Consider the following 13,989-nt stretch of genomic DNA (forward strand, 5'->3'; position numbering starts at 1 on the left):
GGACCCGACCCATGGCCGACGCCCCCACCGGCAAAGTGACCTTCGTCGGCGCCGGCCCCGGCGCCGCCGACCTGCTGACGTTCCGCGCCGCGCGCGCCATCGCCGAGGCCGACGTCGTGATCTGGGCGGCCAGCCTGGTCCAGGAGGAGGTCCTGGAGCACGCCCGCGAGGACGCGGAGATCCTGGACTCGGCGACCATGTCCCTGGAGGACGTCGTCGCGGTGTACGAGCGGGCCCGCGCCGAGGGGCTGAAGGTCGCCCGCATCCACTCCGGCGACCCGGCCCTGTGGGGCGGCACGCAGGAGCAGGTCGACCGCTGTGCCGAGATCGGCATCACGACCGAGATCGTGCCCGGGGTGTCCTCCTTCTCGGCCGTCGCGGCGCTCGCCCAGCGCGAGTTGACCATCCCGGAGGTCGCCCAGTCGGTCGTGCTGACCCGGCTCGGCGGCGGCAAGACGCCCATGCCGCCCGGGGAGGAGGTCCGCGAGTTCGCCAAGCACGGCACCACCATGGCGGTGTTCCTCTCCGCGGCCCGCAGCGGTCAGCTGGTGCGGGAGCTGCTGGAGGGCGGCTACCCGACGACGACCCCGGTCGTGGTGGCGTACCAGGCGACCTGGCCGGAGGAGCTGATCGTGAGGTGCACGATCGGCACGCTGGAGGAGACGGTCAAGGAGCACAAGCTCTGGAAGCACACCCTGTTCCTGGTCGGCCCGGCGCTCGACGCGCACGGCACGCGCTCGCACCTGTACCACCCGGGGCACTTCCACGGCTACCGCAAGGCCGACCCGCAGGCCCGCCGGGCGCTGCGCGAGCGGGGGGCGAGTACGTGATCACGGTGGTCGGCACAGGGACGGGGGCGGCGCCGTCCGGCGACGTCCTCGACGGTGCCGAGCTGGTGGTGGGCGGGCGGCGGCACCTCGATGCCGTACCGCTGCCCGGGGCGACGGAGCGGGTCGTGCTCGGGCCTCTCGCGCCGGCCCTCGACACGATCGGCGAGTACGTCGCGAAGGACCGTCCCGTGGTGGTGCTGGCCTCCGGCGACCCCGGGTTCTTCGGGATCGTGCGGGTGCTGGCCGAGCGGTTCGGGCCGGAGCGGCTGGACGTGCGGCCCGGGGTGTCCTCCGTGGCCGCCGCGTTCGCGCGGATCGGGCTGCCCTGGGACGACGCCGTGGTGGTCAGCGCCCATGGGCGAGACCTTCGGACGGCCGTCAACGTGTGCCGGGCGCAGCCGAAGACGGCCGTGCTGACGGGGCCGGGCGCGGGCCCCGCGGAACTGGGCGCCGCGCTGCGGGATGCGCCGCGGGTGCTGGTCGTCGCGTCCGGTCTCGGGTCGCGGGCGGAGCGCGTGGAGCGGGTGACACCCGCCGAGGCCGCCGGCCGGGACTGGGGCACCGCGGTGAACGTGGTGCTGTGCCTGGACGAGACGCGGGCCCTCGGACCCGTGCGGACCGTCGCCGGCCTGGGGCAGCGGCCCGCCGGATGGGCCCTGGAGGAGGCGGAGTTCGCCCACCGGGACTCGATGATCACCAAGTTCGAGGTGCGGGCACTGGCCCTGGCCCGGCTGGGGCCGCGCCCGGGCGACCTGGTGTGGGACGTGGGCGCGGGCTCGGGCTCGGTGGCCGTGGAGTGCGCCCGGCTCGGTGCGGCCGTGACCGCCGTGGAGAAGACCGCGGACGGCGTGGAGCGGGTGCACGCCAACGCCGCCGCGCACGGTGTGGACGTCCGGGTGGTGCGGGGCGCGGCGCCGGACGCGCTGGCGGAGCTCGCCGAGACGCCCGACGCCGTGTTCGTGGGCGGCGGCGGGAGCGAACTGCCCGCCATCGTCGCCGCGTGTGCGCGGCGTGCCCGGCGCACGGTCGTCGTCGCCATGGCCGCGCTCGACCGCGTGCCGGCCGCGCGCGAGGCCCTGACCGGTGCCGGTTTCCGCTGCGACGGCGTGCTCCTGCAGTCGTCGCGGCTCGCGCCGCTGCCCGGGGACGTGTCCCGGCTGGCGGCGACCAACCCCGTTTTCCTGCTGTGGGGCGTCCGGCCCCCGGCAGCTGTCGAAGAAGGAGTCGCTCAGTGATCGGCCTCATTTCCGCCACCGCGGCGGGAGCGGCTGCGCGGGACCGGCTGGCCGCGGCGTGGCCGGACCGCACGCGTGTGTACGAAGGTCCCGTCGGGGACGCCGTACGGACCGCGTTCGCGCAGTGCGAGCAGCTCGTGTGCTTCCTGGCGACGGGGGCGGTGGTGCGGCTGGTGGCACCGCTGCTGTCCGGCAAGACCGAGGACCCGGGCGTGGTGTGCGTCGACGAGGGCGGGCGGTTCGCCGTGTCCCTGCTGGGCGGGCACGCGGGCGGCGCCAACGAAGTGGCCCGCGAGGTGGCCGAGGTGCTGGGTGCCGAGCCGGTCGTGACGACGGCCACGGACGCCGTGGACCTGCCGGGCCTGGACACCCTCGGCCTGCCCGTGGAGGGCGATGTCGCCGGGGTGTCGCGGGCGCTGCTGGACGGTGAGGCGGTGGCGCTGCGGGCCGAGGTGGCCTGGCCGCTGCCGCCGCTGCCGGTGACGGACCAGGGGTCGTACACGATCCGGCTCACCGACCGGCTCGTGGAGGCGGCCGGGCGCGAGGTGGTGCTGCGTCCGCCGACGCTGGTCGTCGGGGTCGGGGCGTCGAAGGGCGCGCCGGTCGAGGAGGTGCTCGGACTGGTCGAGGACGCTCTGCGGGAGGCCGGGCTGTCGGCGGCGTCCGTCGCCGAGCTCGCCACCGTGGACGCCAAGGCGGAGGAGGCCGGCATCGTGGAGGCCGCGCGGCGGCTCGGCGTGCCGCTGGTGACGCACTCCGCCGGGGAGCTGGCCGGGGTGGAGGTGCCCAATCCGTCCGACGCGCCGCTCGCCGCCGTCGGGACCCCGTCCGTGGCGGAGGCCGCCGCGCTCGTCGGCGGGGGTGAACTCCTCGTCCCCAAGCGGAAGTCGGCCGCGAGCCCGGCGATGGCGACCTGTGCCGTCGTACGGCGGCCGGGGCGCGGGCGGCTCGCGGTGGTCGGGCTCGGGCCGGGCGCCCGGGACCTGCTGACGCCCCGTGCGAAGGCCGAGCTGCGGCGCGCCCGCGTGCTCGTGGGCCTCGACCAGTACGTCGACCAGATCCGCGACCTGCTGCGGCCGGGCACCCTGATCCTGGAGTCGGGGCTCGGCGCCGAGGAGGAGCGAGCCCGCACGGCGGTCGAGGAGGCCCGCAAGGGGCAGGCCGTCGCGCTGATCGGCAGCGGGGACGCGGGCGTCTACGCCATGGCCTCCCCCGCGCTGGCCGAGGCCTCCGACGACATCGACGTGGTCGGGGTGCCCGGGGTGACGGCGGCGCTCGCGGCCGGTGCGATCCTGGGTGCGCCGCTGGGCCACGACCATGTGTCGATCAGCCTGTCCGACCTGCACACGCCGTGGGAGGTCATCGAGCGGCGGGTGCGGGCTGCGGCCGAGGCGGACCTCGTGGTCACCTTCTACAACCCGCGTTCACGGGGCCGCGACTGGCAGCTTCCCAAGGCGCTGGGCATCCTCGCCGAACACCGGACGCCGCTCACGCCGGTCGGTGTGGTGCGCAACGCCTCGCGTCCGGACGAGTCCAGCCGGCTCACCACGCTGGGCGCCCTCGACCCGGCGACGGTCGACATGATGACGGTCGTGACCGTGGGCAACACCGCGACCCGGGACATCGCCGGGCGCATGGTGACCCCGCGCGGCTACCGCTGGCAGTCGGCACAGGAGGGCGCCGAATGAACCGTGTGGTTCATCCGATCGAGGTGGAGTCCTACCGGCGGCTGCGTGCTCGGCTGGACACCTCGCACTTCCCGCCGCTGACCCGGGCGGTCGTGGAGCGGGTCATCCACTCCGCCGCCGACCTCGACTACGCCACCGACCTCGTCATGGACGAGGCCGCCCTGGAGAAGGCGCACGCGGCGCTGCACGCGGGGGCGCCCGTGGTCGTGGACGTGGAGATGGTCGGCGCCGGCATCACCCGGCGGGAGACCGTCTGCCGTCTGAAGGACGCCGTGTCCGGGCCGGGACTGACCCGGTCCGCGCACGCGATCCGGCTCGCCCACGAGCAGGTCGGCCCCGGCGCCCTCTGGGTGATCGGCAACGCGCCGACCGCTCTGGAGGAGCTGCTGACGCTCGACGCCGACCCCGCGCTCGTCATCGGCCTGCCGGTCGGCTTCGTCGGAGCCGTCGAATCGAAGGCCGCGCTGCGCGAGAGCGGGCTGCCCGCCGTGAGCAACGTGTCCGAGAAGGGCGGGTCGGCGGTCGCCGCCGCCGCGCTCAACGCCCTGCTGTACCACCCCACTTCCGCCGAGGAGAAACTGTGACCACCCCGCCCGCCCTGCTCATCGCCGGCCACGGCACCCGGGACGACGCCGGAGCCGAGGCGTTCCGCGACTTCGTACGGCGGCTGGGAGCCCGGCACCCCGAGCTGCCCGTCGCCGGCGGTTTCATCGAGCTGTCCCCGCCGCCGCTGGGCGAGGCCGTCACCGAGCTGGTGGAGCAGGGCGTGCGCCGGTTCGCCGCCGTCCCGCTGATGCTGGTGTCCGCCGGGCACGCCAAGGGCGACATCCCGGCGGCCCTGGCCCGCGAGAAGGAGCGGCACCCGGGCATCTCGTACACCTACGGCCGTCCGCTCGGACCGCACCCGGCGCTGCTGAACGTGCTGGAGCGGCGGCTGGACGAGGCGCTGGGGTCGGCGGGCCGCACGCCCGAGGGCCGGGCCGACGTGACGGTGCTGCTGGTCGGGCGCGGGTCCACGGACCCGGACGCCAACGCCGAGGTGCACAAGGCCGCGCGGCTGCTGTGGGAGGGGCGCGGGTACGCGGGGGTCGAGACGGCGTTCGTTTCGCTGGCGGCGCCGGACGTGCCGAGCGGCCTTGACCGCTGTGCGCGGCTGGGCGCCCGCACGATCGTCGTCCTGCCCTACTTCCTGTTCACGGGCATCCTGCCGGACCGGGTGCGGCACCAGACGGAGGACTGGGCGGCCGCCCACCCGGAGGTCGAGGTGCTCTCGGCCGACGTCATCGGGCCGGAGCCGGAGCTGCTGGACCTCGTGTGGGAGCGGTACGAGGAGGCCGTCAAGGGTGACCTGCGGATGAACTGCGACTCCTGCGTCTACCGGATCGCGCTGCCCGGTTTCGAGGACAAGGTGGGCATGCCGCAGCAGCCGCACTTCCACCCGGACGACGACGACCACCACCACGGGCACGGTCACGGGCACCACCACGGCGCGCACTCGCATGCGCACTGACGACGGGCACGATCTGCGGCACCACGGGGACGCGGAGGTCCGCGACGACGGCGGCTCGCTCGTCGACCTGGCCGTGAACGTCCGCGCGGACACGCCACCGCTCTGGCTGCGGGAGCACATCGCCGCGTCGCTCGGCGGGCTCGCGGCCTACCCGGACGGGCGTGCCGCGCGGGCTGCGGTGGCCGCGCGGCACGGGCTACCGGTGGAGCGGGTGCTGCTGACGGCGGGCGCGGCGGAGGCGTTCGTGCTGCTGGCCCGGGCGCTGAAGGTGCGTCGGCCGGTCGTGGTCCACCCCCAGTTCACGGAGCCGGAGGCGGCGCTGCGGGACGCGGGGCACACGGTCGGGCGGGTGCTGCTGCGGGAGGAGGACGGTTTCCTGCTGGACCCGGCGGCCGTCCCCGAGGACGCGGATCTGGTGGTCATCGGCAACCCGACGAACCCCACGTCGGTGCTGCACCCGGCGGGCGCGATCGCCTCCTTGGCCCGGCCCGGGCGGACGCTGGTGGTGGACGAGGCGTTCATGGACGCGGTGCCGGGCGAGCGCGAGGCCCTGGCGGGCCGTGCCGACGTGCCGGGCCTGGTGGTGCTGCGCAGTCTGACCAAGACGTGGGGGCTGGCCGGGCTGCGGATCGGCTATGTGCTGGCGGCGCCGGAGACCGTCGAGGAGCTGGAGCGGGCGCAGCCGCTGTGGCCGGTGTCGACCCCGGCGCTGGCCGCGGCCGAGGCGTGTGTGGGGCCCCGGGCGGTGGCGGAGGCGGCCCACGCGGCCCACCGCGTCGCCGCGGACCGGGCCCATCTGCTCGCCGGCCTCGCCCGCTTCGCCCCGGCCGGGCTGCGGGTGGCCGGCCCCGCGCAGGGCCCGTTCGTCCTGCTCCGCCTGCCCCGGGCGGCCACCGTCCGCCGGCACCTGCGCGACCTCGGCTACGCCGTGCGCCGCGGGGACACGTTCCCCGGCCTGGACGAGGAGTGGCTCCGCCTGGCGGTGCGCGACCGCAGGACGACCGACGGCTTCCTCAGGGCACTGGAGCAGGCGCTGCGGCTCTGAGCCGGCCTCCCGCGCCCTCACGGCCCGGCCACGCACCCCGATCAGCCCCGGCGGCGGGCCAGGGCCACCGCTCCCCCGCCCGCCGTCAGGAGGGCGATCGCGCCGACCACGAGGTACGGCGTGGTGGAGCCGCCGCCCGTTTCGGCGAGGTCCTCCTCCGGTTCTCCCTGCGGCTCGAAGGCGGCGGGCGGGGCGGAGGGCTCGGCCGGGGGCTGTGCGGCGGTCCCGGGGCGGGGGGTCCGGCAGGTCGCCTCGGCCAGGGTGACGGTGCCGCCGACCTCGGCGACGTTCAGCTTCCCCGGGTTGACGGACACCTTCAGTTCGAGGGCGGTGGCGGCGGCCGTACGGGCCGTGGTGCGGGTGCTGGAGAGGTCCAGGCGCACGTCGCCGACGCCCGGCACGGCGACGTCGACCGGGCCGCCGGCCGTCAGGGTCACGCGCTTGCCGAGCACGGTCACCGAGCCGGGCAGGGACGTCGTGGCGACCGGCTTCTCGCCGGCCTCGCAGGTGGCCCTGGCGGTGGCGTGATCGAGTTCGATCAGGGACAGCAGCGGCAGGCCGGGGACGTGGAGGCGGGCGTGGGCCACGGTGGTGGTCCCCTCGGCCTTCGTGGCGGTCGCGGTGGCTCTCGCCGCGGCCGCCTCCGCCCGCAGCACGGTGAAGGGCCGGCCGCCGCCCACGGCGTCGAGGGTCGCCGTCAGCGTGGTCTTCCCGGCGCTTCGCGGGGCCCTCACGTCGTTGAGGGAGACGGTGAGGGGGACGTTCACCGACTTGTTGAGCAGGGACACGTCCAGGCCGGTGCGCAGCACGACGGCGCTCGCGCGGCCGTGGCCGCCGGTGGCGTGCGCCGGGCTCGCACCGGTCAGGGCCACAGGCCCGGCGGCGAGGGCCGTGGCGGTCGCGACGGTCGCCAGACGGCGTGCGGGCAGGCGGAAGGAAGGGCTGTTCACGTGGGGACTCCAGGGGAGACAGGCTCGGGACCCGGAAAGAATCGCCGCACCGCGCGTACGGCGTCAGCGAACCGACGCCGCTTCACTCCATCGTGGTGGGACCGTGGATCCTTTCGAATCCCCCGGCACAGGCGTTCCCCGCCCTCACCCGGTCGGCTACCCGACCACGCGCCCGTTCAGCACCACCCGGCGCGGTGACGCCAGCACCCGGACGTCCGCGCGCGGGTCCTCGTCGTAGACGACGAGGTCGGCGGGTGCGCCCTCGTCCAGGCCGGGGCGGCCGAGCCAGCGGCGGGCCGTCCAGGTGCCCGCGGCGAGGGCCTCGACGGGCGGGATGCCGGCGGTGACCAGTTCGGCGACCTCCGCCGCGGCCAGACCGTGGGCGAGGCCGCCGCCGGCGTCGGTGCCGACGAAGACCGGGATCCCGGCGTCGTAGGCGTTCCGGACGGTGTCGTAACGGCGTTCGTGGAGCCGGCGCATATGGGCCGACCAGCGGGGGAACTTGCTCTCGCCGCCGTCCGCGAGCTGCGGGAACGTCGCGATGTTGACCAGGGTCGGCACGATGGCGACACCCCGCTCGGCGAACAGCGGGACGAGGTCCTCGGTCAGGCCCGTGGCGTGCTCGATGCAGTCGATGCCCGCCTCGACGAGGTCCCGCAGGGAGTCCTCGGCGAAGCAGTGCGCGGTCACACGGGCGCCCAGACGGTGGGCCTCGGCGATCGCCGCCTGGACCGCCTCACGGGGCCAGCACGCCGACAGGTCGCCGAGGTCGCGGTCGATCCAGTCGCCGACCAGCTTGACCCAGCCGTCACCGCGCCGGGCCTCCTGGGCGACGTAGGCGACCAGGTCCTCCGGCTCGATCTCCCAGGCGTAGTTGCGGATGTAGCGGCGCGTGCGGGCGATGTGCCGCCCGGCGCGGATGATCTTCGGCAGGTCCTCGCGGTCGTCGATCCAGCGGGTGTCGGAGGGGGACCCGGCGTCGCGGATCAGCAGCGTGCCCGCGTCCCGGTCGGTCAGGGCCTGCTTCTCGGCGACGTCCTCGGGGACCGGTCCGTGCCGGTCGAGTCCCACGTGGCAGTGCGCGTCGACGAGGCCGGGCAGGGCCCAGCCCACGGCGGTGCGCACGTCGCGGGCACCGGCGGGACGGTCGTAGGAGACGCGGCCGTCGACCACCCACAGCTCGTCCCGGACGTCCTCGGGCCCGACGAGCACCCGACCCTTCACGTGCAGCACCGCGCGATCGCTCATGCACCGCACCTTAGTGAGCCCGCCGCCGGGTCTCGACGGGGGCCGGTGGCCGCGGGACTCGGCGCGTGGGGGCGTACGGGCCGCCGGTTACCCTCGTTGCGATCGAACCTGCTGTGAGTGAAGAGAGCTTTGCCGTGACGCATCCGTTTCTGGACCTGGCCCCGCTCGGCGCGGACCGCTTCGCCGCGATCGAGGACCGTGTCGCGCGGCTGATGGACACCCGGCAGGACGTCGTGATCATGCAGGGCGAGGCGCTGCTGCCGCTGGAGGGCGCGATCCGCGCCGCGGCCGGGCCGGGCACGACGGCGCTGAACGTCATCACGGGGCCCTACGGGCAGACCTTCGGCGACTGGCTGCGGGACTGCGGTGCCACGGTGATCGACCTGGCGGTGCCCTTCCACACGGCGGTGACGGCCGAGGAGGTCCGGCAGGCCTTCGCCGAGCATCCGGAGATCGACTTCGTGTCGCTGGTGCACGCGGAGGCGGCGACCGGCAACACCAACCCGGTCGCACGGATCGGCGAGGTCGTGCGGGCGCACGGGGCGCTGTTCTACCTGGACGCCGTGGCGTCGATCGGCGCCGAGCCGGTGCTGCCGGACGCGTGGGGCGTGGACCTGTGCGTGATCGGCGCGCAGAAGGCGATGGGCGGTCCGGCCGGGGTGTCGGCGGTGTCGGTGAGCGAGCGGGCGTGGGCGCGGATGGCGGCCAACCCGAACGCGCCCCGTCGGTCGTACCTGTCGCTGCTCGACTGGAAGGAGCGGTGGATCGACGGCGGCCGCAGGGCGCTGCTGCACGCGCCGGCGCAGCTGGAGATGCTGGCGCTCGAGGCGTGCGTGGAGCGGATCGAGGCGGCGGGTCTGGAGGCCGTGATGGCCCGGCACGCGTCCGCCGCGGCGGCGACCCGGGCCGGTGCGACCGCGCTCGGCGGCGGGCTGGAGCCGTACGTGCACGAGGCCCGGGACGCGGCGCCCGTCGCCACGACGCTGCGGGCGCCGTCCGGGCTGGTGGCGTCGGAGCTGGTGCGGCGGGCGCTGGCGGCCGATCCTGCGGCGCCGCTGGCCGCGGGCGGGGGCGCGCTGGCCAAGGAGATGATCCGGGTCAACCACTACGGCCCGGAGGCGACACCCGGGGCCGTGCGCGCGAGCCTGGCGGCTCTGGGGGCGGCGCTGTCCGAGCAGGGGCTGCCGGTGGACGTGGAGGCCGCGCTGCGGGCCGCCGAGGAGGCGTGGCGGTAGTCCTCGCCCGAGCCGTACCGGGGCACCGTTGTCGGTGCCCCGTGCCATGCTCCCGGCATGACCACCGACACATCCACCGACGGCCCGGCCCTCCCCGACGGCCGCCCCGTGCCCCGTCTCACCGGTGACGAGCGGGCCATGCTGGAGAGCTGGCTGGACTTCCACCGGGCCACGCTGGCGCTGAAGTGCACCGGGCTGGACGACGCCCAGGTACGGACGGCGGCGGCCGAGCCGTCGTCGCTGACGCTGCTCGGGCTGGTGCAGCACCTCGCCGAGGTCGAGCGGAACTGGTTCCAGCGGGTGGCCGGCGGTCTCGCCGTACCGCCCCTGTTCGAGGACGGGACCGGCTACGCGCTGGATCCGGCGCGGGGGCTCGACGAGGCGCTCGGGATCTGGCGGCGGGAGATCGCGCGGGGGCGGGAGCTGTGCGCCGCACTGCCGCTGGACCACATCGGGCGGGTCACCGAGGGGCCGGTGCCCGGCATGGAGGTGAGTCTGCGCTGGGTGCTCATCCACATGATCGAGGAGTACGCGCGGCACAACGGTCACGCCGATCTCCTGCGGGAACGCATCGACGGAGTGACCGGGGCTTGAATTCCACGTGTTATCCGAGACATCCCGCGTGTAAGCTGGCACACAATTAAGAATTCTTTCAAGAATAGCTTCCCGTATTCTTCTGCCCGCTTTTCTCGTTCCTAAACGCGCAGATTCTGAGGACACTCGGCGGGGAAATTCTGGCCACTTCCACAGGGCTTACACGTCTGTGACGCGTTACACACCGTGACCATTTTGCCCGGTAATTCCCGGGCAAAATCGAGCATCTCGCCACCCGATGGCGCGCGGTCTCGCGCTCGCGTGATAACACAGACGGGATCCATACGTAACCCCGATCGGCGATGCAATTTTGCATTTCGCTGGGTAAGTTCAATTTGCATGACCGCCGTACAAGCAGACCTGCAAATCGACCGCCCCACGGTGGCTGACGGAGCCGCACTCTGGCGGATGGCGAAGGACTCCAAGGTTCTCGACGTGAACTCGTCCTACAGCTATCTGCTGTGGTGCCGTGACTTCGCCGCCACCTCGGCCGTGGCCCGTGACGAGCACGGCGAGCCGATGGGTTTCATCACCGGGTACGTGCGGCCGGACACCCCGCACACCCTGCTGGTGTGGCAGGTGGCGGTGGACGAGGCCCACCGCGGGCGGGGACTGGCCGCCGCGCTGCTCGACGGTCTGGTCGCGCGGACCGTGACCGAGCGAGGGGTGACCACGATGGAGACCACCATCACTCCCGGCAACACCGCCTCGGAGCGCCTGTTCACGTCGTTCGCCGAGCGCCACGGCGCGCGGCTGGAGCGCGAGGTGCTGTTCGACACCGGCCTGTTCCCCGACGGGCCGCACGACGCAGAGGTGCTGTACCGCATCGGCCCCCTGCCCCACTGACTTCTTCCCGCCCCCACCCCGCAGACTTCCCCCACGCACCGAGGAGCGATTCGTCGTGACCATCACCCAGCCCGACCTGAGCGTCTTCGAGACCGTCGAGTCCGAGGTACGCAGCTACTGCCGCGGCTGGCCCACCGTCTTCGACCGTGCGGTGGGCAGCCGCATGTACGACGAGGACGGCCATGAGTACCTCGACTTCTTCGCCGGAGCGGGGTCGCTGAACTACGGGCACAACAACCCGGTCCTGAAACGCGCGCTGATCGACTACCTGGAGCGGGACGGCGTCACGCACGGGCTCGACATGTCGACCTCCGCCAAGCGCACGTTCCTGGAGGCCTTCCAGAACCTGCTGCTGCGCCCGCGCGACCTGCCGTACAAGGTCATGTTCCCCGGCCCCACCGGCACCAACGCCGTCGAGGCCGCGCTGAAGCTGGCGCGCAAGGTGAAGGGGCGCGAGTCGATCGTGTCGTTCACCAACGCCTTCCACGGCATGTCGCTGGGCTCGCTGGCCGTCACCGGCAACGCCTTCAAGCGGGCCGGCGCCGGCATCCCGCTGGTGCACGGCACCCCGATGCCGTTCGACAACTACTTCGACGGCCAGGTCCCGGACTTCCTGTGGTTCGAGCGGCTCCTGGAGGACCAGGGCTCCGGTCTGAACAAGCCCGCCGCCGTGATCGTCGAGACCGTGCAGGGCGAGGGCGGCATCAACGTGGCCCGGCCCGAGTGGCTGCGCGCCCTGTCGGAGCTGTGCGAGCGGCAGGACATGCTGCTCATCGTCGACGACATCCAGATGGGCTGCGGCCGCACCGGCGCGTTCTTCTCCTTCGAGGAGGCGGGCATCACGCCGGACATCGTCACCGTCTCCAAGTCGATCAGCGGCTACGGCCTGCCCATGTCGCTGTGCCTGTTCAAGCCCGAGCTCGACGTCTGGGAGCCCGGCGAGCACAACGGCACCTTCCGCGGCAACAACCCCGCGTTCGTCACGGCCACCGCCGCCCTGGAGACGTACTGGACCGACGGTTCGGCGATGGAGAAGCAGACCCGCAAGCGCGGCGAGCAGGTCGAGCAGGCGCTGATCTCCATCACCGAGGAGAACCTGGCCGACGTGAAGGAGTACCGCGGCCGCGGTCTGGTGTGGGGCATGGAGTTCCACGACAAGGCCCGCGCGGGCAAGGTCGCCAAGCGCGCCTTCGAGCTGGGACTGCTCATCGAGACGTCCGGCCCGGAGAGCGAGGTCGTGAAGCTGCTCCCGGCCCTCACCATCACGCCGGAGGAGCTGGACGAGGGCCTGAGCATGCTGGCCCGCGCCGTCCGAGAGACCGCCTGACCAACCGAGCATCACCCATCTAGGAGGCATCGCAGCACCGTGATTGTCCGTTCGTTCAAGGAGATCGAAGGCACCGACCGGCACGTGAAGGCCGCGTCCGGTACGTGGGAGAGCAAGCGCATCGTTCTCGCCAAGGAGAAGGTCGGCTTCTCCCTGCACGAGACGATCCTGTACGCGGGTACGGAGACGTCGATGTGGTACGCGAACCACATCGAGGCCGTCGTCTGCGTGGAGGGCGAGGCCGAGCTGACCGACCACGAGACCGGGCAGACGCACACCATCACGCCCGGCACCATGTACCTCCTGGACGGGCACGAGAGGCACACGCTGCGGGTCAAGCAGGACTTCCGCTGCCTCTGCGTGTTCAACCCGCCCGTGACCGGACGGGAGGACCACGACGAGAACGGCGTCTACCCGCTGCTCACCGAGGAGGTGTGACGTTTCCATGACCGCCATCACCGAGACCACCACCACCGGCATCACCGACCTCTACCCCAGTCGTGGCGCCACCGAGGTGCTCACGCCGCGCCAGGACCCGGTCGTCTGGGGCGCCCCCGACGCCCCGGGCCCGGTCGCGCCGGCCGACCTGCTGTCCTTCGAGCGTGACGGCTTCCTCGCCATCGACGAGCTCATCGGCGCGGACGAGGTCGCCGTCTACCGCGACGAGCTGAACCGCCTGGTGAACGACCCGGACATCCGCGCGGACGAGCGGTCCATCGTGGAGCCGAAGTCCCAGGAGATCCGCTCGGTCTTCGAGGTGCACAAGATCAGCGAGGTGTTCGCCCGGCTGGTCCGCGACGAGCGGGTCGTCGGACGGGCACGGCAGATCCTCGGCTCGGACGTGTACGTCCACCAGTCGCGGATCAACGTCAAGCCGGGGTTCGGCGCCAGTGGCTTCTACTGGCACTCGGACTTCGAGACGTGGCACGCCGAGGACGGCCTGCCGCGGATGCGCACGGTGTCGGTCTCGATCGCCCTGACCGAGAACTACGACACCAACGGCGGGCTCATGATCATGCCGGGGTCGCACAAGACGTTCCTCGGGTGCGCGGGCGAGACGCCGAAGGACAACTACAAGAAGTCGCTGCAGATGCAGGACGCGGGCACGCCCTCGGACGAGGCGCTGACCCGGTTCGCCGCCGAGCACGGCATCAAGCTGTTCACGGGCAAGGCCGGTTCGGCGACCTGGTTCGACTGCAACTGCATGCACGGCTCCGGCGACAACATCACGCCGTTCCCGCGCAGCAACGTGTTCATCGTGTTCAACAGCGTGGAGAACACGGCGGTCGAACCGTTCGCGGCGCCGGTGCGGCGGCCGGAGTTCATCGGGGCGCGGGACTTCACGCCGGTGAAGTGAGCGCCCCCCGGCCGGGGGTCCGGGGGTTGCCCCCGGAAGACACTGCATCGGGGCGCGGGACTTCACGCCGGTGAAGTGAGCGCGTCAGCGGTGAAGTGACCGCGTGACAGAGCTGCCGGGCGGG

At 73.3% G+C, this 13,989-nt stretch carries 14 protein-coding genes; 12 read left to right on the forward strand and 2 right to left on the reverse strand.

Translation table 11 applies throughout. The features are described 5' to 3' along the window. The first annotated feature begins 11 nt into the window (after positions 1 to 11). From cobM to cobC, 6 genes are read left to right on the forward strand one after another with little or no spacing between them, the layout of a single operon-like run. Complete coding sequence (gene cobM / locus AC0665_RS25705; RefSeq protein WP_478705855.1) at positions 12 to 830, forward strand: precorrin-4 C(11)-methyltransferase; 819 nt, start codon at positions 12 to 14, stop codon at positions 828 to 830. Next, on the forward strand, positions 827 to 2,065 hold the full coding sequence (gene cbiE / locus AC0665_RS25710) for a precorrin-6y C5,15-methyltransferase (decarboxylating) subunit CbiE (RefSeq protein WP_478705856.1): 1,239 nt from the start codon (positions 827 to 829) through the stop codon (positions 2,063 to 2,065). The genes cobM and cbiE overlap by 4 nt, the downstream gene beginning before the upstream one ends. Then, positions 2,062 to 3,753 (forward strand): precorrin-3B C(17)-methyltransferase, encoded by a 1,692-nt coding sequence (gene cobJ / locus AC0665_RS25715; RefSeq protein WP_478705857.1) that lies wholly within the window; start codon positions 2,062 to 2,064, stop codon positions 3,751 to 3,753. The genes cbiE and cobJ overlap by 4 nt, the downstream gene beginning before the upstream one ends. Further along, the gene (locus AC0665_RS25720) at positions 3,750 to 4,337 is read left to right on the forward strand and encodes a precorrin-8X methylmutase (protein WP_468410844.1); all 588 of its coding nucleotides are present in this window, start codon (positions 3,750 to 3,752) and stop codon (positions 4,335 to 4,337) included. Before cobJ ends, AC0665_RS25720 begins: the two co-directional genes overlap by 4 nt. Beyond that, entirely contained in the window at positions 4,334 to 5,263 is a 930-nt protein-coding gene (locus AC0665_RS25725) for a sirohydrochlorin chelatase (RefSeq protein ID WP_478705858.1), read from the forward strand. The genes AC0665_RS25720 and AC0665_RS25725 overlap by 4 nt, the downstream gene beginning before the upstream one ends. Beyond that, complete coding sequence (gene cobC / locus AC0665_RS25730; RefSeq protein ID WP_468410847.1) at positions 5,253 to 6,308, forward strand: Rv2231c family histidinol phosphate aminotransferase CobC; 1,056 nt, start codon at positions 5,253 to 5,255, stop codon at positions 6,306 to 6,308. The genes AC0665_RS25725 and cobC overlap by 11 nt, the downstream gene beginning before the upstream one ends. A 41-nt stretch (positions 6,309 to 6,349) precedes the next feature. On the opposite strand, the gene AC0665_RS25735 is transcribed toward cobC, so the two are convergent. Together AC0665_RS25735 and AC0665_RS25740 are read right to left on the reverse strand one after the other, a co-directional pair. Next, the gene (locus tag AC0665_RS25735; protein ID WP_478705859.1) at positions 6,350 to 7,258 is read right to left on the reverse strand and encodes an SCO1860 family LAETG-anchored protein; all 909 of its coding nucleotides are present in this window, start codon (positions 7,256 to 7,258) and stop codon (positions 6,350 to 6,352) included. Positions 7,259 to 7,414: 156 nt separating this feature from the next. Then, positions 7,415 to 8,506: an amidohydrolase family protein gene (locus AC0665_RS25740; RefSeq protein ID WP_468410851.1), complete on the reverse strand. Its 1,092-nt coding sequence runs from the start codon at positions 8,504 to 8,506 to the stop codon at positions 7,415 to 7,417. Between the two features lie 134 nt (positions 8,507 to 8,640). On the opposite strand from AC0665_RS25740, the gene AC0665_RS25745 reads away from it, so the two are divergent. The 6 genes from AC0665_RS25745 (at position 8,641) to thpD (ending at position 13,865) form a co-directional block, all read left to right on the forward strand. Further along, on the forward strand, positions 8,641 to 9,741 hold the full coding sequence (locus AC0665_RS25745; protein ID WP_478705860.1) for a pyridoxal-phosphate-dependent aminotransferase family protein: 1,101 nt from the start codon (positions 8,641 to 8,643) through the stop codon (positions 9,739 to 9,741). A gap of 57 nt (positions 9,742 to 9,798) precedes the next feature. Then, positions 9,799 to 10,335: a DinB family protein gene (locus AC0665_RS25750; protein WP_478705861.1), complete on the forward strand. Its 537-nt coding sequence runs from the start codon at positions 9,799 to 9,801 to the stop codon at positions 10,333 to 10,335. Positions 10,336 to 10,674: 339 nt separating this feature from the next. Further along, entirely contained in the window at positions 10,675 to 11,181 is a 507-nt protein-coding gene (gene ectA, locus AC0665_RS25755) for a diaminobutyrate acetyltransferase (protein ID WP_468410855.1), read from the forward strand. Positions 11,182 to 11,236: 55 nt separating this feature from the next. Beyond that, positions 11,237 to 12,508: a diaminobutyrate--2-oxoglutarate transaminase gene (ectB, locus tag AC0665_RS25760; protein WP_468410857.1), complete on the forward strand. Its 1,272-nt coding sequence runs from the start codon at positions 11,237 to 11,239 to the stop codon at positions 12,506 to 12,508. 39 nt (positions 12,509 to 12,547) lie between these two features. Continuing rightward, a complete protein-coding gene (locus tag AC0665_RS25765) occupies positions 12,548 to 12,946 on the forward strand; it encodes an ectoine synthase (protein WP_363121574.1) in 399 nt (132 codons plus the stop codon). Between the two features lie 7 nt (positions 12,947 to 12,953). Then, positions 12,954 to 13,865 carry an ectoine hydroxylase gene (gene thpD / locus AC0665_RS25770; RefSeq protein WP_468410859.1) on the forward strand — a complete coding sequence of 304 codons (912 nt, stop codon included), beginning with the start codon at positions 12,954 to 12,956 and terminating at the stop codon, positions 13,863 to 13,865. Positions 13,866 to 13,989 lie beyond the last annotated feature (124 nt).

Source organism: Streptomyces sp. NPDC043685, assembly GCF_056436585.1.

Coding starts and splice junctions, on each gene's coding strand:
- cobM (WP_478705855.1), top strand. CDS start 12: ATGGCCGACGCCCCCACCGGCAAAGTGACCTTCGTCGGCGCCGGCCCC.
- AC0665_RS25720 (WP_468410844.1), top strand. CDS start 3,750: ATGAACCGTGTGGTTCATCCGATCGAGGTGGAGTCCTACCGGCGGCTG.
- cobC (WP_468410847.1), top strand. CDS start 5,253: ATGCGCACTGACGACGGGCACGATCTGCGGCACCACGGGGACGCGGAG.
- AC0665_RS25740 (WP_468410851.1), bottom strand. CDS start 8,506: ATGAGCGATCGCGCGGTGCTGCACGTGAAGGGTCGGGTGCTCGTCGGG.
- AC0665_RS25750 (WP_478705861.1), top strand. CDS start 9,799: ATGACCACCGACACATCCACCGACGGCCCGGCCCTCCCCGACGGCCGC.
- ectA (WP_468410855.1), top strand. CDS start 10,675: ATGACCGCCGTACAAGCAGACCTGCAAATCGACCGCCCCACGGTGGCT.
- thpD (WP_468410859.1), top strand. CDS start 12,954: ATGACCGCCATCACCGAGACCACCACCACCGGCATCACCGACCTCTAC.